Source organism: Streptomyces sp. F001 (assembly GCF_004187715.1).
Lineage (GTDB): Bacteria > Actinomycetota > Actinomycetes > Streptomycetales > Streptomycetaceae > Streptomyces > Streptomyces flavusporus.
The window spans coordinates 428,163-451,115 of sequence record NZ_QZWF01000003.1 but is presented as its reverse complement, the minus strand read 5'-3'; the positions used below and the strand labels follow the sequence as shown (position 1 = coordinate 451,115).

18 protein-coding genes are annotated in these 22,953 nt (G+C 69.8%); 10 read left to right on the top strand and 8 right to left on the bottom strand.

Translation table 11 applies throughout. The annotated features are described in order from the left end of the window. Window positions 1-434: 434 nt before the first annotated feature. The 5 genes from hisC (at window position 435) to StrepF001_RS15330 (ending at window position 8,969) form a co-directional block, all read left to right on the top strand. Entirely contained in the window at window positions 435-1,514 is a 1,080-nt protein-coding gene (gene hisC, locus StrepF001_RS15350) for a histidinol-phosphate transaminase (RefSeq protein WP_129798791.1), read from the top strand. 172 nt (window positions 1,515-1,686) lie between these two features. Continuing rightward, window positions 1,687-3,192, top strand: coding sequence for a cytochrome ubiquinol oxidase subunit I (locus StrepF001_RS15345; protein WP_129798790.1), 1,506 nt, complete (start codon window positions 1,687-1,689; stop codon window positions 3,190-3,192). A gap of 20 nt (window positions 3,193-3,212) precedes the next feature. Continuing rightward, window positions 3,213-4,232, top strand: a complete 1,020-nt coding sequence (gene cydB / locus StrepF001_RS15340) for a cytochrome d ubiquinol oxidase subunit II (RefSeq protein WP_129798789.1) — start codon at window positions 3,213-3,215, stop codon at window positions 4,230-4,232. A 78-nt stretch (window positions 4,233-4,310) separates the two neighbouring features. Beyond that, a complete protein-coding gene (cydD, locus tag StrepF001_RS15335; RefSeq protein WP_129798788.1) occupies window positions 4,311-7,811 on the top strand; it encodes a thiol reductant ABC exporter subunit CydD in 3,501 nt (1,166 codons plus the stop codon). 99 nt (window positions 7,812-7,910) lie between these two features. After that, window positions 7,911-8,969, top strand: coding sequence for a M23 family metallopeptidase (locus StrepF001_RS15330; RefSeq protein WP_129798787.1), 1,059 nt, complete (start codon window positions 7,911-7,913; stop codon window positions 8,967-8,969). Window positions 8,970-9,011: 42 nt separating this feature from the next. Here the strand turns inward: StrepF001_RS15330 and StrepF001_RS15325 are convergent, their stop codons facing one another. The 4 genes from StrepF001_RS15325 to StrepF001_RS15310 all read right to left on the bottom strand — a co-directional run bounded on the left by StrepF001_RS15325 (window position 9,012) and on the right by StrepF001_RS15310 (window position 13,464). Continuing rightward, on the bottom strand, window positions 9,012-9,905 hold the full coding sequence (locus tag StrepF001_RS15325) for a Cof-type HAD-IIB family hydrolase (protein ID WP_206306863.1): 894 nt from the start codon (window positions 9,903-9,905) through the stop codon (window positions 9,012-9,014). Between the two features lie 76 nt (window positions 9,906-9,981). Beyond that, window positions 9,982-10,884, bottom strand: a complete 903-nt coding sequence (locus tag StrepF001_RS15320) for an LLM class flavin-dependent oxidoreductase (protein ID WP_129798785.1) — start codon at window positions 10,882-10,884, stop codon at window positions 9,982-9,984. 140 nt (window positions 10,885-11,024) lie between these two features. Further along, window positions 11,025-11,573 (bottom strand): RNA 2'-phosphotransferase, encoded by a 549-nt coding sequence (locus StrepF001_RS15315; RefSeq protein WP_129798784.1) that lies wholly within the window; start codon window positions 11,571-11,573, stop codon window positions 11,025-11,027. Window positions 11,574-11,706: 133 nt separating this feature from the next. Next, on the bottom strand, window positions 11,707-13,464 hold the full coding sequence (locus StrepF001_RS15310; RefSeq protein WP_129798783.1) for an SDR family oxidoreductase: 1,758 nt from the start codon (window positions 13,462-13,464) through the stop codon (window positions 11,707-11,709). A 228-nt stretch (window positions 13,465-13,692) separates the two neighbouring features. Between StrepF001_RS15310 and StrepF001_RS15305 the strand changes: the two genes are divergently transcribed. The 5 genes from StrepF001_RS15305 to StrepF001_RS15285 all read left to right on the top strand — a co-directional run bounded on the left by StrepF001_RS15305 (window position 13,693) and on the right by StrepF001_RS15285 (window position 17,574). Continuing rightward, on the top strand, window positions 13,693-14,664 hold the full coding sequence (locus StrepF001_RS15305; RefSeq protein WP_129799116.1) for an ABC transporter ATP-binding protein: 972 nt from the start codon (window positions 13,693-13,695) through the stop codon (window positions 14,662-14,664). Further along, a complete protein-coding gene (locus StrepF001_RS15300; protein WP_129798782.1) occupies window positions 14,654-15,562 on the top strand; it encodes an ABC transporter permease in 909 nt (302 codons plus the stop codon). The genes StrepF001_RS15305 and StrepF001_RS15300 overlap by 11 nt, the downstream gene beginning before the upstream one ends. Next, window positions 15,559-16,470, top strand: a complete 912-nt coding sequence (locus StrepF001_RS15295) for an ABC transporter ATP-binding protein (protein WP_129798781.1) — start codon at window positions 15,559-15,561, stop codon at window positions 16,468-16,470. The genes StrepF001_RS15300 and StrepF001_RS15295 overlap by 4 nt, the downstream gene beginning before the upstream one ends. 10 nt (window positions 16,471-16,480) lie before the next feature. Next, window positions 16,481-17,200 (top strand): ABC transporter permease, encoded by a 720-nt coding sequence (locus tag StrepF001_RS15290; RefSeq protein ID WP_129798780.1) that lies wholly within the window; start codon window positions 16,481-16,483, stop codon window positions 17,198-17,200. 107 nt (window positions 17,201-17,307) lie between these two features. Next, entirely contained in the window at window positions 17,308-17,574 is a 267-nt protein-coding gene (locus StrepF001_RS15285) for a hypothetical protein (RefSeq protein WP_129798779.1), read from the top strand. A 441-nt stretch (window positions 17,575-18,015) separates the two neighbouring features. Here StrepF001_RS15285 and StrepF001_RS15280 read toward each other — a convergent pair whose 3' ends face one another. The 4 genes from StrepF001_RS15280 to efeB all read right to left on the bottom strand — a co-directional run bounded on the left by StrepF001_RS15280 (window position 18,016) and on the right by efeB (window position 22,950). Then, complete coding sequence (locus StrepF001_RS15280; protein WP_129798778.1) at window positions 18,016-18,819, bottom strand: HAD family hydrolase; 804 nt, start codon at window positions 18,817-18,819, stop codon at window positions 18,016-18,018. Further along, window positions 18,816-20,093, bottom strand: coding sequence for a serine--tRNA ligase (gene serS / locus StrepF001_RS15275; RefSeq protein WP_129798777.1), 1,278 nt, complete (start codon window positions 20,091-20,093; stop codon window positions 18,816-18,818). The genes StrepF001_RS15280 and serS overlap by 4 nt, the downstream gene beginning before the upstream one ends. Window positions 20,094-20,648: 555 nt before the next feature. Further along, window positions 20,649-21,581 carry a prephenate dehydratase gene (pheA, locus tag StrepF001_RS15270; protein WP_129798776.1) on the bottom strand — a complete coding sequence of 311 codons (933 nt, stop codon included), beginning with the start codon at window positions 21,579-21,581 and terminating at the stop codon, window positions 20,649-20,651. A 70-nt stretch (window positions 21,582-21,651) separates the two neighbouring features. Then, on the bottom strand, window positions 21,652-22,950 hold the full coding sequence (efeB, locus tag StrepF001_RS15265) for an iron uptake transporter deferrochelatase/peroxidase subunit (RefSeq protein WP_129798775.1): 1,299 nt from the start codon (window positions 22,948-22,950) through the stop codon (window positions 21,652-21,654). Window positions 22,951-22,953 lie beyond the last annotated feature (3 nt).

The window sequence follows — 22,953 nt, the reverse complement described above, 5'->3', positions numbered from 1 at the left end:
GGTGGGGTAGTGCGGACGCATATGCACCCATTGACAGGCACGTTTCTGCAAGGTTATTGGGTGTCAAATTCCTTGGAATGCAAGGGAGTTGACCCATCCAGTTGCAGTACTTGATGTTTCGGAGCACACAGGCCTGCCAAGTGGTCGATGTTTCGAAGAGGTCTCAACTCACCTGCACGGGTGATGCGCGCTACGGCGTGAGCCACCGGCGCGTAGATATATGTGCAGCACGCCCCCCGATTCACCCCCTTCATACGATGATGCCCCTGATGCCAGTGGGACAGATGGGGTTCGTCCGGCACACATGGAGGCCGCACGAGGAGGTGTGCGCAGTTGCTGCCGGGCCATACGCAGCCGCGCCGAATCCTCATAAGGTGAGAAGCATTGGAAGCCGGCGGCAGTCAGGGCCGCCGGTGGTCGCGAGGAGGACTGCGGTGAGCGAGACGAGCCCGAAGCTGCGCGCCGAGCTGGAGGGGATCCCCACCTACAAGCCGGGCAAGCCGGCCGCGGCCGGCGGCCCCGTGGCCTACAAGCTGTCCTCCAACGAGAACCCCTATCCGCCGCTGCCCGGCGTGATGGAGGCCGTGACGGCGGCGGCCTCGTCCTTCAACCGCTACCCGGACCTGGCCTGCACGGACCTGATGAACGAGCTGTCCGACCGGTTCGGCGTCCCTGTCTCGCATCTGGCCACCGGCACCGGCTCGGTCGGTGTCGCCCAGCAGTTGATCCAGGCCACCAGCGGCCCCGGTGACGAGGTGATCTATGCGTGGCGCTCCTTCGAGGCGTACCCGATCATCACGCAGATCAGCGGTGCGACGTCCGTGCAGGTACCGCTGACGCCGGGCGCGGTGCACGACCTGGACGCGATGGCGGACGCGATCACGGACCGGACCCGTCTGGTCATCGTCTGCAACCCCAACAACCCCACGGGCACCGTCGTCCGACGGGCCGAGCTCGAGCGCTTCCTCGACCGGGTGCCGAGCGACGTGGTCGTCGTGCTCGACGAGGCGTACCGCGAGTTCATCCGCGACCCCGAGGTGCCGGACGGTGTCGAGCTGTACCGGAACCGGCCCAATGTCTGTGTCCTGCGGACGTTCTCGAAGGCGTACGGGCTGGCCGGCCTGCGCGTCGGCTTCGCCATCGCCCACGAGCCGGTCGCGGCTGCGCTGCGCAAGACGGCCGTGCCGTTCGGGGTGAGCCGGATTGCCCAGGAGGCGGCGATCGCCTCGCTGCGCGCCGAGGACGAGCTGTTCGGACGGGTCGGTTCGCTGGTCGGCGAGCGCAACCGCGTGGTCGACGGGCTGCGCGGCCAGGGCTGGACGCTGCCCGAGTCCCAGGCCAACTTCGTGTGGCTGCCGCTGGGGGAGCGCGCGGTCGCCTTCACGGAGGCGTGTGAGGCGGCAGGTGTGGTCGTACGGCCGTTTCCCGGCGAGGGTGTGCGGGTGACGGTCGGGGAGACCGAGGCGAACGACATTCTCCTGAAGGTGGCGGAAGGGTTCCGCAAGGAGTTCTAGGCGGTCGCCGACGGCGTGGAACGGGCTCGCGAGGTGGCTCTCGCCGCTTCGCGAGCCCGGCGTAGGCCCGTGGGGGACCCCCCTTCGAGGCATCGAAAGCCAGTGCGCCATAATTGCTTGTGAATGTGAACGCGTTCACAAGCGCCCCCACGGCGACGTAAGGAGAGACGACGTGGACTTGGCTTTGGCGCCGGAGACGCTGGCGCGCTGGCAGTTCGGCATCACCACCGTCTACCACTTCCTGTTCGTCCCCCTGACGATCTCGCTCGCTGCCCTCACGGCCGGCCTGCAGACCGCGTGGGTGCGTACGGAGAAGGAGAAGTACCTCAAGGCGACCAAGTTCTGGGGCAAGCTCTTCCTGATCAACATCGCGATGGGTGTCGTCACCGGCATCGTGCAGGAGTTCCAGTTCGGCATGAACTGGTCCGCCTACTCGCGCTTCGTCGGCGATGTCTTCGGTGCTCCCCTCGCCTTCGAGGCCCTGATCGCCTTCTTCTTCGAGTCCACCTTCATCGGGCTGTGGATCTTCGGCTGGGACAAGCTGCCGAAGAAGATCCACCTGGCCTGCATCTGGATGGTCTCGATCGGCACGCTTCTGTCGGCGTACTTCATCCTCGCGGCGAACTCCTGGATGCAGCACCCGGTCGGCTACCGGATCAACGAGGAGAAGGGCCGCGCCGAGCTCACCGACTTCTGGCTGGTCCTCACCCAGAACACGACACTCAACCAGGTCTTCCACAGCTTCTCGGCCGCCTTCCTGACGGGTGGCGCCTTCATGGTGGGCATCGCCGCCTTCCACCTGATGCGCAAGAAGCACATCCCGGTGATGCGGACGTCGCTCCGGCTCGGCCTGGTCACCCTGGCGGTCGGCGGTCTGTTCACCGCGGTCAGCGGGGACACCCTCGGCAAGGTCATGTACGAGCAGCAGCCGATGAAGATGGCCGCCGCCGAGGCCCTGTGGGAGGGCGAGAGCCCGGCGCCGTTCTCCGTCTTCGCGTACGGGGACGTCGACAAGGGGCACAACAAGGTCGCCCTGGAGATACCCGGGCTGCTGTCCTTCCTGGCCCACAGCGACTTCGAGTCGTATGTGCCCGGCATCCACGACACCAACAAGGCCCTGCAGGAGAAGTTCGGGCCGGGTGACTACAAGCCCATCGTCCCCGTCGCCTACTGGGGCTTCCGGTGGATGATCGGCTTCGGCATGGCGTCCCTCTCCCTGGGCCTGCTGGGGCTGTGGCTCACGCGGAAGAAGTTCCTGCTGCCGGCTGCCCTGCGGACCGGGGAGGACGAGATGCCGCATCTGGTGCTGCTGAGGAAGCCACTAGGGTCGAGGCTCAGCCGGCTGTACTGGCTGCTCGCGCTCTGGACGATGGCGTTTCCGCTGATCGCCAACGCCTGGGGCTGGATCTTCACCGAGATGGGCCGTCAGCCGTGGGTCGTCTACGGCCTGTTCCAGACCCGCGACGCGGTCTCCCCGGGTGTCTCCACGGGCGAAGTGCTCACCTCGATGATCGTCTTCACGACGCTCTACGCGATCCTCGCCGTGATCGAGGTCAAGCTGCTCGCGAAGTACGTCAAGGCCGGCCCGCCCGAACTGACCGAGGCCGACCTCAACCCGCCCACGAAGATCGGCGGCGACTCCCGTGACGCCGACAAGCCGATGGCCTTCTCTTACTAGGCCGAGGGAGCTGCACAGTCATGGAACTGCACGACGTCTGGTTCGTCCTGATCGCCGTCCTGTGGATCGGCTACTTCTTCCTCGAGGGCTTCGACTTCGGGGTCGGCGTCCTCACCAAGCTGCTCGCCCGCAACCGGCCCGAGAAGCGGGTGCTGATCAACACGATCGGCCCGGTCTGGGACGGCAACGAGGTGTGGTTGATCTCGGCCGGCGGCGCGACCTTCGCCGCCTTTCCGGAGTGGTACGCCACGCTCTTCTCGGGCTTCTACCTGCCATTGCTGCTCATCCTGGTCTGCTTGATCGTCCGGGGTGTCGCCTTCGAGTACCGGCACAAGCGACCCGAGGAGAACTGGCAGCGCAACTGGGAGAACGCGATCTTCTGGTGCTCGCTCATCCCGGCGTTCCTGTGGGGCGTGGCCTTCGGCAACATCGTTCGCGGCGTGAAGATCGACCAGAACTTCGAGTACGTCGGAAACCTCTGGGACCTGCTCAACCCGTACGCGCTTCTCGGTGGCCTCGTGACGCTGACGCTGTTCACCTTCCACGGTGCGGTGTTCACGGCACTCAAGACCGTCGGGGAGATTCGGGAGCGGGCACGGAAGCTGGCGCTCCAGGTCGGTCTGCTCACGGCCGGGCTGGCCCTGGTCTTCCTGCTCTGGACCCAGGCCGACAGCGGGGACGGCAAGAGCCTTGTCGCGATGATCGTGGCGGTCGCCGCCCTGGTCGCGGCGCTGGTGGCGAACCAGGCCGGGCGTGAGGGCTGGGCGTTCGCGCTGTCCGGCGTCACCATCGTGGCCGCCGTCGCGATGCTCTTCCTGTCGCTCTTCCCCGACGTCATGCCGTCTTCGCTCAATGAGGAGTGGAGTCTCACGGTCACCAACGCCTCGTCGAGCCCGTACACCCTGAAGATCATGACCTGGTGCGCGGGCATCGCCGCGCCGATCATCGTGCTGTACCAGTCGTGGACCTACTGGGTGTTCCGCAAGCGGATCGGAACGCAGCACATCGCCGCGGATGCTGCCGCCGGCTCCGCACACTGAGTCCGAGAGAGGCATGTTTCATGTGAAACATGCCTCTTCAGGCCCCTTCAAGCTTCTTGAGAAGAGGGTGTGTTTCACGTGAAACCGATCGACCCGCGACTGCTCCGATACGCCCGCGCCACCCGGTTCTTCCTGGTGGCGGTCGTCGGCCTGGGTGCCGTCGGTGCCGGGTTGGTCATCGCGCAGGCGATGCTGATCGCCGAGACGGTGGTCGGTGCGTTCCAGCACGGGATGTCCGTCGCCGAACTGCGCACTCCCCTGCTGCTGTTGGTGGCCGTCGCCGGTGGCCGCGCGCTGGTCTCCTGGCTCACGGAGCTCGCCGCACACCGGGCGAGCGCGGCGGTGAAGTCGGAGCTTCGGAGGCGGCTGCTGGAGCGCTCCGCCCAACTGGGGCCGGGATGGCTGAGCGGGCAGCGCACCGGATCGCTGGTCGCCCTCGCCACGCGCGGAGTCGACGCCCTCGACGACTACTTCTCACGCTATCTGCCGCAGTTGGGGCTCGCGGTGGTCGTTCCCGTGGCGGTGCTCGCCCGGATCGTCACCGAGGACTGGGTCTCCGCCGCCATCATCGTCGGCACGCTGCCGCTCATCCCCGTTTTCATGATGCTGATCGGCTGGGCCACCGAGTCCCGGATGGACCGTCAGTGGCGGCTGCTGTCCCGGTTGTCCGGGCACTTCCTGGATGTGGTCGCCGGGCTTCCGACCCTGAAGGTGTTCGGAAGGGCCAAGGCGCAGGCCGAGTCGATCCGGCGTATCACCGGCGAGTACCGGCAGGCGACGATGCGAACGCTGCGGATCGCGTTCCTGTCGTCGTTCGCGCTGGAGCTGCTCGCCACGATCTCGGTCGCGCTGGTCGCCGTGACCATCGGCATGCGGCTCGTGCACGGCGACATGGATCTGTACATCGGCCTGGTCATCCTGATCCTCGCGCCGGAGGCGTATCTGCCGTTGCGGCAGGTGGGCGCGCAGTACCACGCGGCGGCCGAGGGGCTGGCCGCGGCCGAGGAGATCTTCTCGGTTCTGGAGACTCCGGTACCGGCGTCGGGAACCAGGGCCGTGCCGACGGGCGCGGTGGCCTTCGAGGGCGTGACGGTCCGGTATCCGGGCCGCACCGCCGAGGCCGTGTCCGATGCGACCTTCACCGTCGAGCCCGGGGAGACCGTCGCGCTCGTCGGGCCGAGCGGCGTGGGCAAGTCGACGCTGCTGAACGTACTGCTGGGGTTTGTGCGGCCGACCGAGGGCCGGGTGTGGGTCGGGGGAGTCGATCTCACCGAGGCCGACCTGGAGCAGTGGCGGTCGCGCATCGCGTGGGTGCCGCAGCGGCCGCACCTGTACGCCGGGACGATCGCCGAGAACGTACAGCTCGCCCGTCCCGACGCGGACGACGCAGCCGTACGGCAGGCGCTTCAGGACGCGGGAGCGCTCACGTTCGTGGACGCCCTCCCCCAGGGTGTCGAGACCGTACTGGGCGAGGACGGGGCCGGGCTGTCCGCCGGGCAGCGGCAGCGGCTCGCGCTGGCGCGGGCCTTCCTCGCCGACCGGCCTGTGCTGCTGCTCGACGAACCGACCGCCGCGCTCGACGGAGCGACCGAGGCCGAGGTGGTCGAGGCGGTGCGGCGACTGGCGGCAGGCCGGACCGTTCTGCTGGTGGTGCACCGGCCGGCGCTGCTGGACGTGGCGGACCGGGTGGTGCGGCTCGAGGAACCCGCACTCGCCTCGCGCGGGGAAACCGGGCCCCGGGCGTCCACGGCGCGTCCGATCGAGTCCACCCCAACACCCGAGGCCGTGCAGGAGGAGCCCGCGTCCGAACCCGCGGCGCACAGCGGCGGCGTACTCGCCCGCGTCCGGGCCATGTCCGGGGCCCGGCGCGGCCGGCTCGGACTCGCCCTCCTGCTCGGCAGCCTCGCGCTGGGCAGCGCCGTCGGGCTGATGGCCACGTCCGGATGGCTCATCTCCCGGGCCTCGCAGCACCCGCCCGTGCTGTATCTGATGGTCGCCGTGACGGCCACGCGGGCCTTCGGAATCGGTCGGGCGGTGTTCCGGTACGCGGAGCGGCTCGTGTCGCACGACGCCGTGCTGCGGATGCTGGCCGACACCCGGGTCGCCGTGTACCGCCGACTGGAGCGGCTCGCGCCCGCCGGGCTGCGCCGGGCCCGACGGGGCGACCTGCTGTCGCGGCTCGTGTCCGATGTGGACGCCCTGCAGGACTACTGGCTGCGGTGGCTGCTCCCGGCCGGCGCTGCGGTCGCCGTCTCCGCGGCCTCCGTCGGCTTCACCGCCTGGCTGCTGCCCGAGGCCGGGGCGGTGCTCGCCGTCGGGCTGCTCGCGGCCGGGGCCGGCGTCCCGCTGGTCACCGGTGCCGTGGCGCGGCGGGCGGAGCGCAGGCTGGCCCCCGCCCGAGGGGTGCTCGCGACCCGCGTGGCCGACCTGCTCACCGGCACCGCGGAGCTCACCGTCGCCGGGGCGCTGCCCGCCCGTACCGCCGAGACCCGGCGGGCCGACGCGACACTCACCCGGATCGCCTCGCGCGCCGCCACCGCCACTGCTCTGGGCGACGGACTCACCGCGCTGATCTCCGGCCTGACCGTCGCCGGAGCCGCCCTGGTGGGCGTCCAGGCGGTCGCCGACGCACGGCTGAGCGGCGTGACGCTGGCCGTGGTCGTCCTCACCCCGCTGGCCGCCTTCGAGGCCGTGCTCGGGATGCCGCTCGCCGTGCAGTTCCGGCAGCGGGTGTGCAGGAGCGCCGAGCGTGTCCACGAGGTGCTGGACGCCCCCGAGCCGGTACGCGAACCGGAGCAGCCCCGGCAGGCGCCCGTGTCGCCGTTCCCGCTCGTCCTCAAGGGCCTGGCCGCCCGGCACGCGGGACAGGACCGGGACGCACTCGCGGGGCTCGACCTGACGCTCGACAAGGGGCGCCGCATCGCGGTGGTCGGCCCGTCCGGGGCCGGCAAGACGACGCTGGCGCAGGTCCTGCTGCGGTTCCTGGACGCGCACGCAGGCTCGTACACGCTGGCCGGCGTGGACGCGTACGCCCTGGACAGCGACGACGTACGGCGACTGGTCGGACTGTGCGCGCAGGACGCGCACCTCTTCGACAGCTCGGTGCGGGAGAACCTGCTCCTCGCGAAGCGGGACGCGACCGAGGGCGAGCTGCGTGACGCGCTCACGCGGGCCCGACTGCTCGACTGGGCCGACGCACTGCCCGAGGGGCTCGACACGCTGGTCGGTGAGTACGGAGCGCGGCTGTCCGGCGGGCAGCGACAGCGGCTCGCACTGGCCCGGGCGCTGCTGGCGGACTTCCCCGTCCTCGTCCTCGACGAGCCCGCCGAGCACCTCGACCTGCCGACGGCGGACGCGCTCACCGCCGATCTGCTGGCCGCCACCGAGGGCCGTACGACGCTGCTCATCACACACCGGCTGGCCGGGCTGGAGACCGTGGACGAAGTGATCGTGCTCGACGAGGGGCGGGTGGTGCAGCGCGGTTCCTACGCGGAGCTGGTCGCCGTGGACGGGCCGCTGCGGGCGATGGCGACGCGGGAGGCGCAGTCCGAGCTGACCGAAGCAGCGTCGATCCTGTAGCCATTCGCCATATTTGCGCTGCTCCATCCGTAGGCGTTTGCGCGCCATGCGTACGACTGGAACGGGATCGGGCTGCCCGCGCGGGCCACGATCGCTGTCATGCGTTCATCTCGCCGCTGTCCGCTGCTTGTTTCGGTGCTGCTCTGTGCGTTCGCCTTGCTCGCGGCCCGGCCCGCCGAGGAGTCCCGGCACGGCCCGGAGGACGGCCGCGGGAACGTCGGCGTCGGCACCGAGGTGGCGCAGCTGTACGAGGAGACGGCCGTGGCCACGCAGCAGTACGAGGAGGGGCGGCGCGAGGCGAGGGTGCAGCGGGCACGGGCCCGGCGGCTCGAAGGGCTCCTCGACCGTGAGCGGCGGGAGATCGCAGTACTGCGTGAGGACCTGGGCCGGCTTGCGCGCGCCCAGTACCGCACCGGCGGGGACCTTCCCCTCACCGCGCGCATGATCCTCGCGGACGACCCGGAAAAACTGATGGAGCGTGAGCATGCCGTGAGGAAGGCGGATCTCGTCGTCGACAACGCGATCGACAAGAGCCGCCGCGCGGAGACCCGGCTCGCGGCGGACGAGGCGAGGGCCGCGGCGGCGTGGCAGGACCTGGAGAAACGGAACGCTGAACTAGCCAAGCTGAAGAAGAGCATCGAGCAGAAGCTCGAAGAGGCGCGGTGGCGGCTGCAGGGGCAGGCGAACGCCTCCGCCAGGGCGGGCGCCTGTCGTGGTGCGGTGCGGCTCGACCAGCCGAAGCTGTCCTTCACACGCGACTGGGTCGCGCCGCTGAAGACGTACGTGCTGTCCGCCGGGTTCGGCACTGGTGGTGCGCGATGGGCGAACCGGCACACGGGGCAGGATTTCGCGGTGCCGATCGGTACGCCGGTGCGGGCGGTCGGCGAGGGCAGGGTGATGAGGGTGTCGTGCGGGGGCGCCTTCGGGATCGAGATCGTGATCGAGCATCCGGGCGGCTACTACACGCAGTACGCGCATCTCGCCTCGGTCGCCGTCGACCAAGGGGATCGTGTGCTGCCGGGGCAGTGGATCGGGCAGTCGGGCACCACCGGCAACTCGACCGGCCCGCACCTGCACTTCGAGGTACGAGTTGCCCCCGAACTGGGTTCAGGGGTGGATCCGGTGCGGTGGCTGGCTGCACGGGGTGTGGAACTGTGACCCGGTGAAGGCACCGCCGGGGATGCCGACGGTGCGGGACGGCTACTGCACCCGCTCCGCCAGCAGCTGCTCGATCACGACCGCGACCCCGTCCTCGTTGTTCGCGACCGTCCGCCCCGAGGCCGCGGCAATCACGTCCGGGTGCGCGTTGCCCATGGCGTACGACTGGCCCGCCCAGGTGAGCATCTCGACGTCGTTGGGCATGTCACCGAAGGCGACGACCTCCTCGTGCGAGATGCCGCGCTCGGCACAGCACAAGGCGAGTGTGCTGGCCTTGGAGACACCAGGCCCACTGATCTCCAGCAGGGCGCTGGGACTGGAGCGGGTGACGTTGGCGCGATCGCCGATGGCGAGCCGGGCGAGGGTGAGGAAGGCGTCCGGGTCGATCTCGGGGTGATAGGCGAGGATCTTGAGCACCGGCTCGTCGGCGCCGGGCGCGTCGGGCGCCAGGAGCTGCTCGGCCGGAGCGAGCATGTCCGGCGTCTCCATGTGCAGCTTCGGATAGGCGGGCTCCTGGTAGAAGCCGTACGTCTGCTCGACGGCGTACACCGTGCCCGGGGCCGCGTCGCGCAGCAGCCGTACGGCGTCCAGGGCGTTCTCCCGTGCAAGCTCCCGGACCTTCACGAACCGGTGGGTGCCGGGGCCGCCGTGCAGGTCGACCACCGCGGCACCGTTGCCGCAGATCGCCAGGCCATGTCCATGGACATGGTCGCTGACGACGTCCATCCAGCGGGCCGGGCGGCCGGTGACGAAGAAGACCTCGATGCCCGCGTCCTCGGCGGCCGCGAGGGCGGCGACCGTGCGCGGCGACACCGACTTGTCGTCCCGCAGCAGCGTGCCGTCGAGGTCGGTGGCGATCAGCCGGGGCGGAACCATGGGGGAGGCCGGGGTCTCGGGCTGTCGAGTCGCTGAGGTCACCGCGCCATTCTCGCGCATATGCCTGCACTGGCGTGCAGGAGTCCGCACAGGTGAGTGGATACCGCCCTCACCTGTGCCGTTGCGTTTCGCGGGCTCAACCCAGCTGAGCCGGTGCCTCCATGGCGATCTGCTCGAAGACCTTGTCCTCCGCGGCGAAGTCCGAGTCGGGGATGGGCCAGTGGATCACGATCTCGGTGAAGCCCAGTTCCTGGTGCCGTCCCGCGAAGTCCACGAACGCCTCGAGGGACTGCAACGGCCGGCCACGGTCCGGGGTGAAACCGGTGAGCAGGATCTTGTCCATCGCCGAGGCGTCGCGGCCGATCTCGGCGCACGCAGCGGCGAGCTTCTCGGCCTGCCTGCGAATGGCCTGGACCGACTGCTCGGGGGTGCCGTTCTCGTACAGCTTGGGATCGCCGGTGGTCACCCACGCCTGCCCGTAGCGTGCCGCGAGCCGCAGCCCGCGCGGGCCGGTGGCGGCCACCGCGAAGGGCAGCCGGGGACGCTGTACACAGCCCGGGATGTTGCGTGCCTCGTGCGCCGAGTAGAAGTCGCCCTCGTACGACACCGCGTCCTCGGTCAGCAGCCGGTCCAGCAGCGGCACGAACTCGCCGAACCGGTCGGCACGCTCCCGCGGGGTCCAGGCCTCCTGCCCCAGGGCCGTGGCGTCGTAGCCGGTGCCGCCCGCGCCGATGCCGAGCGTGATCCGCCCGCCGGAGATGTCGTCGAGGGAGATCAGCTCCTTGGCGAGGGTCACCGGGTGGCGGAAGTTCGGTGAGGTGACCAGGGTGCCCAGACGCAGCCGGTCGGTGACGGCTGCGGCGGCGGTCAGCGTCGGCACGGCACCGAACCACGGGCCGTCCCGGAAGCTGCGCCAGGACAGGTGGTCGTAGGTGAAGGCGCCGTGGAAGCCGAGCTGCTCCGCGCGCTGCCATGTCGTACGGCCTCCCTCGTGCCAGCGGCGGTACGGGAGGATCACGGTGCTCAGGCGCAAGGTCATGCCATCGAGCCTAAGCGGCCCGAGCTGTTTCACGTGAAACAGCTCGACGTACGCGGCTGCTCAGCCGCGGGGTGAGCGTGATCATCGGGATCCACTCCTTGTGGGTGCGGTCGCCGGGCATCCGGTACGACCAGGGCGGTTCAGTGCGGCTCGGGGAAGTGCAGGTACTGCGGGGGGACGGCCTGCGTCAGCCACACCCCGTTCGCGCTGACCCTGAAGATGTGGCCGTCTCGGTGCATCGCACCGGCGTCCACCGACAGCACGACGGGACGGCCGCGGCGGGCGCCGACCCGGGTCGCGGTCTCGCGGTCGGCCGAGAGGTGCACGTCGTGGCGGTTCATGGGCCGGAGTCCGTCGGCGCGGATCGCGCCCAGGTTGCCGGCCACCGTGCCGTGGTAGAGGTACGGCGGCGGGGTCGCCGGGGGCAGCCCGAGGTCCACCTCGACGCTGTGCCCCTGGCTGGCGCGGATCCGCGGGCCCTCGATCGCGAAGCGCTTCTTGTCGTTGGTGGCGACCACGTGGTCGAGTTCCTCCCGGGTGAACCGGAAGCCGTGCGCGGCGGCCGCCGCGATCAGCGTGTCGATCTCGACCCAGCCGCCCTCGTCGAGCGTGAGCCCGATCAGCTCGGGCTGGTGGCGCAGATGCTTCGAGAGGTACTTCGACACCTTCACGGTGCGTCTTTCATCCATCCCACCAGCGTGCCGGGCGAGACGTGGATCACGCACATGATTTTGCTCATGATGTTTGATCCACAACCAAGTGGAGTTATCCACAGGAGAATGGGCGATGCTGTGGACAACTGGCCCTCAGCTTCACAGCCACTCACAACGGCGGTTCCACCCGCGCGATCCCCCGCAACGCCCGAGGCATGAACCGAGCGAGCAGATAGGCGCCGCGTGCCTCGGGCGTCACCGGAACGACCGCCTCGTTGCGGACCACCGCCCGCAGGATGGCGTCGGCGACCTTCTCCGGCGGGTAGTTCCGCAGCCCGTACAGGCGCGCGGCCCTCTTCTGGCGCCGCTTCTCCTCCTCCGCGTCCACGCCCGCGAACCGAGCCGTGGACGTGATGTTGGTGTTGACGAAGCCGGGGCATATCGCCGTGACGCCGATGCCCTGCCCGGCGAGTTCGGCGCGCAGGCACTCGCTCAGCATCAGCACGGCGGCCTTGGAGGTGCTGTACGCGGGCAGCGCCCTGGAGGGCTGGTACGCCGCCGCCGAGGCGACGTTGACGATGTGGCCGCCCTGTCCGCGCGCGGCCATCTGCCGGCCGAACAGCCGGCAGCCGTGGATCACGCCCCACAGATTGACGTCGAGGACCTTGCGCCAGTCCTCCGGTGTGGTGTCGAGGAAGGGGCCGGCCAGCCCGATTCCGGCGTTGTTCACCAGGACGTCCACCACGCCGTACTCGGTCGCGACTTTCTCCGTGAGCTTCTCCATGGCCTGCTCGTCGGAGACGTCGACGGTCTCCGCCCAGGCCGCCGGAGACCCGATCCGCCGGGACATCTCCGCCGTGCGGGCCGCGCCCTCCGCGTCCCGGTCGACGGCGATCACGCGCGCGCCGGACTGGGCGAACGCCAACGCCGTGGCTCGCCCGATGCCGCTGCCCGCGCCCGTGACCAGGACGAGCTGACCGCCGAAGCGGTCGGCGTACCGTCCGGTCGCCTCGATCACCGGCCTGCCCGACTCGTTCGCCAGCACGAACTCCTCGATCCAGGCGGCCAGCTGATCGGGGCGCGTGCGCGGGATCCAGTGCTTGGCCGGGAGCGTGCGGCGGGTCAACCGGGGAGCCCACCGTTCCAGTTCGTCGTAGAGCTTCTCGGACAGGAATGCGTCCCTCAGGGGCGTGATGAGCTGCACGGGCGCGTGCGCGTACGCGTCCGGGCGGGGCCTGCGCAGCCGGGCCCGTACGTTGTCCCGGTACAGCCACGCCCCGTGCGCCGCGTCGGTGGGCAGCGACGAGGTCGGGTAGTCGCCGCCGGGGAACTTCTCGACGCGTTCCAGGATGCGCGGCCAGTGCTTGCCGAGGGGGCCTCGCCAGGCCAGTTCGGGCAGCACGGGCGTGTGCAGCAGGTACACGTACCAGGACTTGGCGCCCTGGCTCAGGAGCTGGCCGACGCGGCGCGGGGTCGGGCGCTTGACGCGCCGCTGGATCCAGTGGCCGTAGTGGTCCAGCGAAGGACCGGACATCGAGGTGAAGGACGCGATCCGGCCCTCGGTGCGCCGAACGGTGACGAACTCCCAGGACTGCACCGAGCCCCAGTCGTGCCCCACGAGGTGCACCGGACGGTCCGGGCTGACCGCGTCCGCGACGGCGAGGAAGTCGTCCGTCAGCTTCTCCAGGGTGAATCCGCCGCGCAGGGGCTGCGGCGCCGTGGACCGGCCGTGGCCCCGCACGTCGTACAGCACGACATGGAAGTGGTCGGCGAGGCGGACGGCCACCTCGGACCAGACCTCCTTGCTGTCCGGGTAGCCGTGCACGAGCACGACCGTCGGCTGCTCCGGGTCCCCCAGCTCGGCCACGCACAGCTCGACCCCGCCCGTACGCACCCGGCGCTCCCGCGCGCCCTTCAGCACCGTCACTTCTCCTCCGCCCAGCGCCTGAGGTGCGGCACATCGTCGTCCGGTTGCGGTACGTGCTCGTCACGAGACATCGGCGAATCTGACAGTTGTTAGAGGCTGCGTCAACAGGCGTGGCCGTTCGACCTCAGGGGGACCCTCAGGGTCCCGTACTACTCGAGAGTGACTCCAAGACGGCTCTGCGGTCTGACGACTGGCGTGGTCCGCGTCACTACCGTCTACGACGTGACTGTGATCGCGACCGAAAGCCTGAGCAAGCGGTTCCCCAGGGTGACCGCGCTTGACCGGCTCTCCGTGGACGTCGGGCCCGGTGTGACCGGACTCGTCGGAGCCAACGGGGCCGGCAAGTCCACACTGATCAAGATCCTGCTGGGTCTGTCCCCTGCCACCGAGGGCCGTGCCGAAGTGCTCGGCCTCGACGTCGCCACCAAAGGCGCCGCCATCCGCGAGCGCGTGGGGTACATGCCGGAGCACGACTGTCTGCCGCCCGACGTCTCGGCCACCGAGTTCGTCGTCCACATGGCGCGCATGTCCGGCCTGCCGCCCACCGCCGCGCGTGAGCGCACCGCGGACACCCTGCGCCACGTCGGCCTGTACGAGGAGCGGTACCGCCCCATCGGCGGCTACTCGACCGGCATGAAGCAGCGCGTGAAGCTCGCGCAGGCCCTGGTCCACGACCCGCAGCTGGTCTTCCTGGACGAGCCGACCAACGGCCTGGACCCGGTCGGCCGCGACGAGATGCTCGGCCTGATCCGCCGCATCCACACCGACTTCGGCATCTCGGTCCTGGTCACCTCCCACCTCCTGGGCGAACTGGAACGCACCTGCGACCACGTCGTCGTCATCGACGGCGGCAAGCTCCTGCGCTCCAGCTCCACCACGGACTTCACCCAGACCACGACGACCCTCGCGATCGAGGTCACCGACACCGACGAACACCCGGACGGCACCCGCGCGGTGCGCGAAGCGCTCCACGCGCGCGGGGTGACCGTCGACGCCGGCAGCGGCCTGCCCGGCGCCGGACACGTCCTGCTGCTCACCGCGCAGGGCGAGGAGACCTACGACCTGGTCAGGGACACCGTCGCCGACCTCGGTCTCGGTCTGGTCCGCATGGAGCAGCGCCGGCACCACATCTCGGAGGTCTTCACGACCGACACCGACACCGACGAGCAGCGGAAGGAGGCGGTCGGCCATGGCAGTTGAGCACCCCGTAGCGTCCCCGCCGGGTGACCAGACCCGCATCCACAACATCGGCTACCGCACATACGACGGCCCGCGCCTGGGCCGCTCCTACGCCCGCCGCTCCCTCTACTCGCAGTCCCTGCGCGGCGCCTACGGCCTCGGCCGCTCGGTGAAGTCCAAGGTGCTGCCGATGCTGCTGTTCGTGGTGATGTGCGTGCCCGCGGCCATCATGGTCGCCGTCGCCGTCGCCACCAAGGCGAACGACCTGCCCGTCGAGTACACCCGCTACGCGATCATCATGCAGGCCGTCATCAGCCTGTACGTCGCCTCACAGGCACCCCAGTCCGTCTCGCGCGACCTGCGCTTCAAGACCGTGCCGCTGTACTTCTCACGGCCGATCGAGACGGCCGACTACGTCCGCGCGAAGTACGCGGCACTGGCCTCGGCGATGTTCATCCTCACCGCCGCCCCGCTGCTCGTCCTCTATGTGGGCGCTCTGCTGGCCAAGCTCGACTTCGCCGACCAGACCAAGGGATTCGCACAGGGACTCGTCTCCGTGGCACTGCTCTCGCTGCTCTTCGCCGGTCTCGGCCTGGTCATCGCGGCGGTCACTCCGCGCCGCGGCTTCGGCATCGCGGCCGTGATCGCCGTCCTGACCATCTCCTACGGCGCGGTCTCCACCCTTCAGGCCATCGCCGAGGTGCAGAACAGCAGCGGATCCATTGCATGGATCGGCCTCTTCTCACCGATCACGCTCATCGACGGCGTGCAGTCCGCGTTCCTCGGCGCGACTTCGGCGTTTCCCGGAGGCGTCGGCCCGACGAACGGGGAGGGCGTGGTCTACGTCCTCGTCGCCCTCGGCCTGATCGCCGCCTGCTACGGCCTCCTGATGCGCCGCTACCGAAAGGTCGGACTGTGACCACGCTCTCCATCGACCACGTCTCCCGCTGGTTCGGCAACGTGGTCGCCGTCAACGACATCACCATGACGATCGGCCCCGGCGTCACCGGCCTCCTGGGCCCCAACGGCGCCGGAAAGTCCACCCTGATCAACATGATGGGCGGCTTCCTGGCCCCGTCCACCGGCACGGTCACCCTCGACGGCCGGCAGGTGTGGCGCAACGAGTCGATCTACAAGCACATCGGCATCGTCCCCGAGCGCGAGGCGATGTACGACTTCCTCACCGGCCGCGAATTCGTCGTCGCCAACGCCGAGTTGCACGGCCTCGGGGCCACCGCGGCCCAAAAGGCCCTGGCCACCGTCGAGATGGAGTACGCGCAGGACCGCAAGATCGCCACGTACTCCAAGGGCATGCGTCAGCGCGTGAAGATGGCGTCCGCGCTGGTCCACGACCCGTCGCTGCTTCTGCTCGACGAGCCGTTCAACGGCATGGACCCGCGCCAGCGCATGCAGCTGATGGATCTGCTGCGGCGCATGGGCGACGAGGGCCGCACCGTGCTGTTCTCGTCCCACATCCTCGAAGAGGTCGAGCAACTCGCCTGGCACATCGAGGTCGTCGTCGCCGGACGGCACGCGGCCAGCGGCGACTTCCGCAAGATCCGCCGCCTGATGACCGACCGGCCGCACCGTTACCTGGTGCGTTCCAGCGACGACCGCGCCCTCGCGGCCGCGCTGATCGCCGACCCGTCGACGTCCGGCATCGAAGTCGACCTGACGGAGGGCGCGTTGCGTATCCAGGCCGTCGACTTCGGCCGTTTCACCGCCCTGCTGCCGCGGGTGGCCCGGGACCAGGGCATCCGTCTGCTGACGGTCTCGCCGTCCGACGAGTCCCTCGAGTCCGTGTTCTCGTATCTGGTCGCGGCGTAGGAGGCCGAAGATGTACGACCCCACAGTCGCCCGACTCACCTACCGGGCCCTGCTCGGCCGTCGCCGGGCCCTCATTCTCGGCGCGCTGCCGCTGCTGCTGATCGCCATCTCCGTGGTGGTGCGCGGCCTCGCCGGCGCGGACGACCAGACCGCCGCCGACCTGCTCGGCGGGCTGGCGCTCGCCACGATGGTGCCGATCATCGGCGTCATCGCGGGCACGGGCGCCATCGGGCCGGAGATCGACGACGGCTCGGTGGTGTACCTGCTGTCCAAGCCGGTGAAACGGCCGACGATCATCTTCACCAAGCTGATCGTCGCGATCGCCGTGACCATGGTGTTCTCGGCGGTGCCCACGCTCATCGCGGGCCTGATCCTGAACGGCAACGGCCAGCAGATCGCCGTCGCCTACACGGTGGCCGCGCTGGTCGCCTCCATCGCCTACGCGGCCCTGTTCCTGCTGCTCGGCACGGTGTCCCGGCACGCGGTCGTCTTCGGCCTCGTCTATGCGCTGGTCTGGGAGGCCCTGTTCGGCTCCCTCGTGGCCGGGGCGCGCACGCTGAGCGTCCAGCAGTGGTCGCTGGCGGTGGCCCACCGGGTCGGCGAGGGTGACCTGGTGACCTCGGACGTCGGGCTGCCGACCGCGACGGTGCTGCTGGTGGCGGTCACGGTGCTCGCCACCTGGTACGCCGGCCAGAAGCTGCGGTCGCTGACCCTGGCCGGGGAGGAGTGACCGGGGCCGCACGGCCGGCGGCTCGGCCTTGACGTGGGCTTCACCTCTGTCCGGGCACACTGGGCAAAGCGGAATGTACGGGGGAAGTACGGCTGGGAGGAACCGGGATGGCAGGGCAGACGCCGCAGGGCGAGGGTCGAGGTCGGTCCGGGAACGAGGCCGGGGATGGCGCCGGGTCCGAGACCTGGGACGACCTCGTCCTGGACGAGGACTTCATACGCGCCGCCGAGACGTCCGAGCCGTCCGCGCGGGCCCGGATGCTTGCCGAGCGCTGGCGCCGTGAGGAGCCCGAGCCGCAGCTGTGGCGCTCCGACGAGCCGCCTGCGGGGTGGTTCTTCAGCAAGGTGCGTCGGCGCAGGTGGCGCCGCCGGTAGCCACCGTGCGGCCCGCCCTTAATCAGTGGCGCCCAACTCGTCGTACCGGCAGAGTGGTTGTGTCCACGACGCCGGATCGAGCCGGCGCCATGTTCTGGGAGAGGAGTTGGGTGATGCCCATGCACGGCAGTACGTCCAGCTCCCGACAGGGCAGCCCGCGGCGGGCTCCGGAGTAGCCCCAACGCTCCGTCGAGCCCGTCCCGCACGGGGGGTGCCCGGGGCGGCCGCTTCGAGCACGTGAGCGTTGCGCTCGCGTGGGCCGCCTTCCCAGGTGTCGCCTCTTTGAGAGGCGCGCTGCGCTGGGGCGGCGGGGCGGGTGCGCAGCTCGGCACTACGAGGTGCCGCCTGCGCCCACCCGTGCCGCCCTGGGGGTCCCCCCAGGCCCTTAAGGCACTGGGGGAGGCACAGCTGCCCGCAGCTACGCACGTTAGACAGCAACTGCTAACCCAGCAACCGCTCCAGCACCACCGCGATGCCGTCCTCCTCGTTCGAGGACGTCACCTCGTCTGCCACCGCCCTCAGTTCCTCATGGGCGTTGGCCATCGCCACTCCCCGGGCCGCCCAGGCGAACATCGGGATGTCGTTGGGCATGTCGCCGAAGGCGATGGTGTCCGCGGCCTTCATGCCCAGGCGGCGGGCGGCCAGTGACAGCCCCGTGGCCTTCGAGAGGCCGAGGGGGAGGAGTTCGACGATGCCCTGGCCGGCCATGGCGACGGTGACGAAGCCGCCCGCAGCCCGGCGGGCCGCCTCGGCGAGTTCGTCGTCCGTCAGCGTCGGATGCTGGATGTAGATCTTGTTCAGCGGGGCGGCCCACAGATCGGACACATCGGTGAACGGAGTGGCCGGAAGGGCGCCCGTGACCGAGTAGCCGGGCCCGACCAGCACCTCGCCGTTCAGCCCGTCGCGGCTGGCCGCCAGATACAGCGGACCGACCTCCGCCTCGATCTTGGCCAGGGCCACCCCGGCCAGTTGCCGGTCCAGGGTCACCGACGTCAGCAGACGGTGTTCGCCGGCGTCGTAGACCTGCGCGCCCTGCCCGCAGACCGCGAGCCCGTGGTAGCCGAGGTCGTCGAGGATGTGCCGGGTCCACGGGACCGCACGGCCGGTGACGACGATGTGCGCGGCGCCCGCCGCGGTGGCCGCGGCGAGCGCGTCGCGGGTGCGCTGCGAGACCGACTCGTCGGAGCGCAGCAGCGTTCCGTCGAGGTCGGTGGCGATGAGGCGGTAGGGGAAGCCGGTGGTCACTTGGCCACCGGCTCCAGGACCTCCCGGCCGCCCAGATACGGGCGCAGGACCTCGGGCACGCGGACCGAGCCGTCGGCCTGCTGGTGGTTCTCCAGGATTGCCACGATCGTGCGCGGTACGGCGCACAGTGTGCCGTTGAGCGTGGCCAGCGGCCGCACCTTCTTGTCCTCGCGGACCCGGATCGACAGACGGCGGGACTGGAACTCGGTGCAGTCCGAGGTCGAGGTCAGCTCGCGGTACTTGCCCTGCGTCGGGATCCACGCCTCGCAGTCGAACTTGCGCGAGGCCGAGGCGCCGAGGTCACCGGAGGCGACGTCGATGACGCGGTACGGCAGCTCCAGCGACGTCAGCCACTGCTTCTCCCACTCCAGCAGGCGCTGGTGCTCGGCCTGCGAGTCCTCGGGGGCCACGTAGGAGAACATCTCGACCTTGTCGAACTGGTGGACGCGGAAGATGCCCCGTGTGTCCTTGCCGTGCGAGCCGGCCTCGCGGCGGAAGCAGGGCGAGAAGCCCGCGTAGCGCAGCGGGAGGCGGTCGGCGTCGAGGATCTCGTCCATGTGGTAGCCGGCGAGCGCCACCTCGGAGGTGCCGACCAGGTACAGGTCGTCGCTGTCGAGGTGGTAGACGTCCTGCGAGGCCTGGCCGAGGAAGCCCGTACCGCCCATGGCCTGCGGGCGGACCAGCGCCGGCGTCAGCATCGGCGTGAAGCCGGCCGCCGTGGCCTGCGCCAGCGCGGCGTTCACCAGGGCCAGCTCCAGCAGCGCGCCGACGCCCGTCAGGAAGTAGAAACGCGAGCCCGAGACCTTCGCGCCGCGCTCGACGTCGATGGCGCCGAGCAGCTGGCCGAGCTCCAGGTGGTCTTTGGGCTCGAAGCCCTCGGCGCCGAAGTCACGGATCGTGCCGTGCGTCTCCAGGGTGACGAAGTCCTCCTCGCCGCCCACGGGGACGTCTGGATGGACGAGGTTGCCCAGCCGGAGGAGGAGCTCCTGGGTCTCGGTGTCGGCCGCGTCGCGCTCGGCGTCGGCCGTCTTGACGTCGGCGGCGAGCTGGCTCGCCTTCTTCAGCAGCTCGGCCTTCTCGTCCCCGGTGGCCTTGGGGATCAGCTTGCCGAGCGCCTTCTGCTCGGCGCGCAGTTCGTCGAAGCGGACGCCGGACGACCTGCGCCGCTCGTCGGCAGACAGGAGAGCGTCGACGAGCGCGACGTCCTCTCCACGGGCGCGCTGGGAGGCGCGCACACGGTCGGGGTCCTCACGGAGCAGGCGAAGGTCAATCACGCGGTCAAGGCTACCGGTGCGGGGTGAGGGCCCACGACTCACTATTCCGAGATGCGGCTTACATACAGATGTGAGTGAATTGTCGTGCTGTCAGTAACGATCTTTGGGTTCCCTTGATCGGGGCATGAGAGGGGTGGCCGCTTGACTGGATTTCCTTGATGAGTACGGCACTTGGGGGTTCGGTTGTCCACAGGAATCCACACCCTCCGAAGAGTTATCCACAGGCTGTGTGAAGATCTGTGGATGTCGGAGTTGATCATTCCGAAACTCATGGATGAAGCTCAGGATTCCAGGGGTAAACGTCACTTATGTCCACTTCTGAGTGGAAATGCTTCGCTCCGAAGGGTGGCCCGAAGGAAAAGCATGGACGAAGGGTGGCCTGCGCCCCGGTGGACGCGATGAGGGCATGCAGGCCGATTTGTCGACCGAGTGGCACTCCCCTGTCGACTTGTCCCCAGGTCGAGAAGCGTACCTGTGGATAACGCCTGTGGATAACGAAAATAAGCTGGTAGGACCGACCGGAAGAGGGACTGCACAGGACTGGCCGAAGGAGCGCTAGAACCGGCCGTCCTGGCACCGAGCCACCCAGTCGGCCGCCGACGAGAACTCCTCGTCCGACGTGCCCGGCAGCAGCGGCCGTACGTCCGCCGTGGTCGCGTCCGCGCGCGGATACGAGCCGAGGAAGCGCACCTGGAGGCAGATCCGCTTGAGCCCCATCAGGGCCTCGGCGACCCGCCGGTCGGAGATATGGCCCTCGGCATCGATGCAGAAGCAGTAGTTGCCGATGCCGGCGCCGGTCGGCCGGGACTGCAGCAGCATCAGGTTGATGCCCCGGGTGGCGAACTCGCCGAGCAGATCGCGCAGCGCGCCGGGGTGATCGTCGCGCTGCCACAGCACGACGGACGTCTTGTCCGCGCCGGTGGGCGCCGCGGGCCGGGCGGGGCGGCCGACCAGCACGAACCGCGTCTGGGCGTTCTCCGCGTCGTGGATCCCGGTCTCCAGGGCCTCGAGGCCGTACCGGGCGGCTGCGAACTCGCCTGCGAAGGCCGCGTCGTACCGGCCCTCCTGCACCAGACGGGCGCCGTCCGCGTTCGAGGCCGCCGACTCCCAGACCGCGTCGGGCAGGTTCGCCTTCAGCCAGTTGCGCACCTGCGGCTGCGCGGCCGGGTGGGCGGTGACCGTCTTGATGTCCGACAGCTTGGTACCCGGCCTGACCAGCAGCGCGAAGGTGATCGACAGCAGCACCTCGCGGTAGATCATCAGCGGCTGGCCCGCGACCAGTTCGTCGAGCGTGGTGGTGATGCCGCCCTCGACGGAGTTCTCGATCGGCACGAACGCGGCCTCGGCCTCACCGGCGCGCACCGCGTCGAGCGCGGACTGCACGGACACGTACGGGATCAGCTCCCGGGTCGCCGCCTCCGGAAGCGTGCGCAGAGCGACTTCGGTGAAGGTGCCCTCGGGGCCGAGATACGCATAGCTCGCTGGCATGTCCTCACCCTAATGGGCACCCGGAAAACCGGCTCACGTGTCTCACGATCGCCGCTCCACCGGGTGACCCTCACCCCTCCAGCAACTCCTGCCCCACGTACTGCCCCTCCGCCGCCCCACCCGGCACCGCGAACAGCCCGCTCGCCTCGTGCCGGATGAACTGCGACAAGGCATCCCCCCGGTCCAGCTTGCGCTGTACCGTCACGAACCCGCGCAGCGGATCCGCCTGCCAGCAGATGAACAGCAGACCGGCGTCCGGCACCCCGTCGGTGCCGAAGCCGTCGTGGTACGAGAACGGGCGCCGCAGCATCGCGGCACCGCCGTTCTGGTCGGGCCGGGTGATCCGCGCGTGCGCGTTGACCGGGACGACCAGGTTGCCCTCGGCGTCCGTCTTCTCCAAGTCCATCTCGGTCGTCTCGGTGCCGCCCGACAGCGGCGCCCCGTCGGACTTGCGGCGCCCGATGACGTTCTCCTGCTCCTTGAGAGAGAGCTGTTCCCAGTCGTCGAGCAGCATGCGGATGCGTCGTACGACGGCGTAGGAGCCGTTCGCCATCCAGGCCGGGTCGTTCGAGCCGGACGTCGGCACGAAGATCCGCTGGTCGAAGTCGGAGTCGGCCGGCTTCGGATTGCGTGTGCCGTCGATCTGGCCCATCAGGTTGCGTGCCGTCATGGGGTGGGCGGTGGCGCCGGGTGAGCGGTTGAAGCCGTTCATCTGCCAGCGGAGGCGGGCCGCGCTGCCCGCGTCCTTCTGGATCGCGCGCAGGGCGTGGAAGGCGACCAGGGCGTCGTTGGCGCCGATCTGCACCCACAGGTCGCCGTTGCTGCGCGCCTTGTCGAGCTGGTCGGAGGAGAAGTCGGGCAGGGGGTCGAGGGCGACCGGGCGCTGCTTCTGAAGGCCCGTACGGCCGAAGAAGCTGTGCCCGAAGCCGAAGGTGATGGTCAGCGACGAAGGCCCCGCATCACGTGCCACATCCGTGTCGTCCTGGGTCGCCGGCTCGCCCGCCATCAGCCGCCGGGCCGTCTGGGACCAGCGGCGCAGCAGCGCGGCCGCCTTCTTGCGGCCCGCGCCCGCGGCCAGGTCGAAGGCGACGAGGTGGCCGCGGGCCTGCAGGGCGGTGGTGATGCCGGGCTGATGTTTCCCGTGAAACATCACCTGATCGGCGCCCAGCGAGGTGAGCGGCGTCGCCTGCGCGGGCGCGGCGGCATATCCGACGGCACCGCCCGCCGCGCCGAGCACGAGCCCGGTGGCGCCGGCGGTACCGAGCAGCGCACGCCGCGAGACGCCTTCCTTCTGGGCGGCTTCCGGGGAAACCGCCCCCTTGGGGCTCGCCTCGGGAGTACGGGCCTTAGGAATGGACTGGTCAGCCATGGT

Excerpts from the sequence above, each read along its gene's own strand:
- cydB (WP_129798789.1), top strand. The coding sequence starts at position 3,213 with ATGGAACTGCACGACGTCTGGTTCGTCCTGATCGCCGTCCTGTGGATC.
- StrepF001_RS15330 (WP_129798787.1), top strand. The coding sequence starts at position 7,911 with ATGCGTTCATCTCGCCGCTGTCCGCTGCTTGTTTCGGTGCTGCTCTGT.
- StrepF001_RS15325 (WP_206306863.1), bottom strand. The coding sequence starts at position 9,905 with ATGCGCGAGAATGGCGCGGTGACCTCAGCGACTCGACAGCCCGAGACC.
- StrepF001_RS15320 (WP_129798785.1), bottom strand. The coding sequence starts at position 10,884 with ATGACCTTGCGCCTGAGCACCGTGATCCTCCCGTACCGCCGCTGGCAC.
- StrepF001_RS15315 (WP_129798784.1), bottom strand. The coding sequence starts at position 11,573 with ATGGATGAAAGACGCACCGTGAAGGTGTCGAAGTACCTCTCGAAGCAT.
- StrepF001_RS15300 (WP_129798782.1), top strand. The coding sequence starts at position 14,654 with ATGGCAGTTGAGCACCCCGTAGCGTCCCCGCCGGGTGACCAGACCCGC.
- StrepF001_RS15290 (WP_129798780.1), top strand. The coding sequence starts at position 16,481 with ATGTACGACCCCACAGTCGCCCGACTCACCTACCGGGCCCTGCTCGGC.
- StrepF001_RS15285 (WP_129798779.1), top strand. The coding sequence starts at position 17,308 with ATGGCAGGGCAGACGCCGCAGGGCGAGGGTCGAGGTCGGTCCGGGAAC.
- pheA (WP_129798776.1), bottom strand. The coding sequence starts at position 21,581 with ATGCCAGCGAGCTATGCGTATCTCGGCCCCGAGGGCACCTTCACCGAA.
- efeB (WP_129798775.1), bottom strand. The coding sequence starts at position 22,950 with ATGGCTGACCAGTCCATTCCTAAGGCCCGTACTCCCGAGGCGAGCCCC.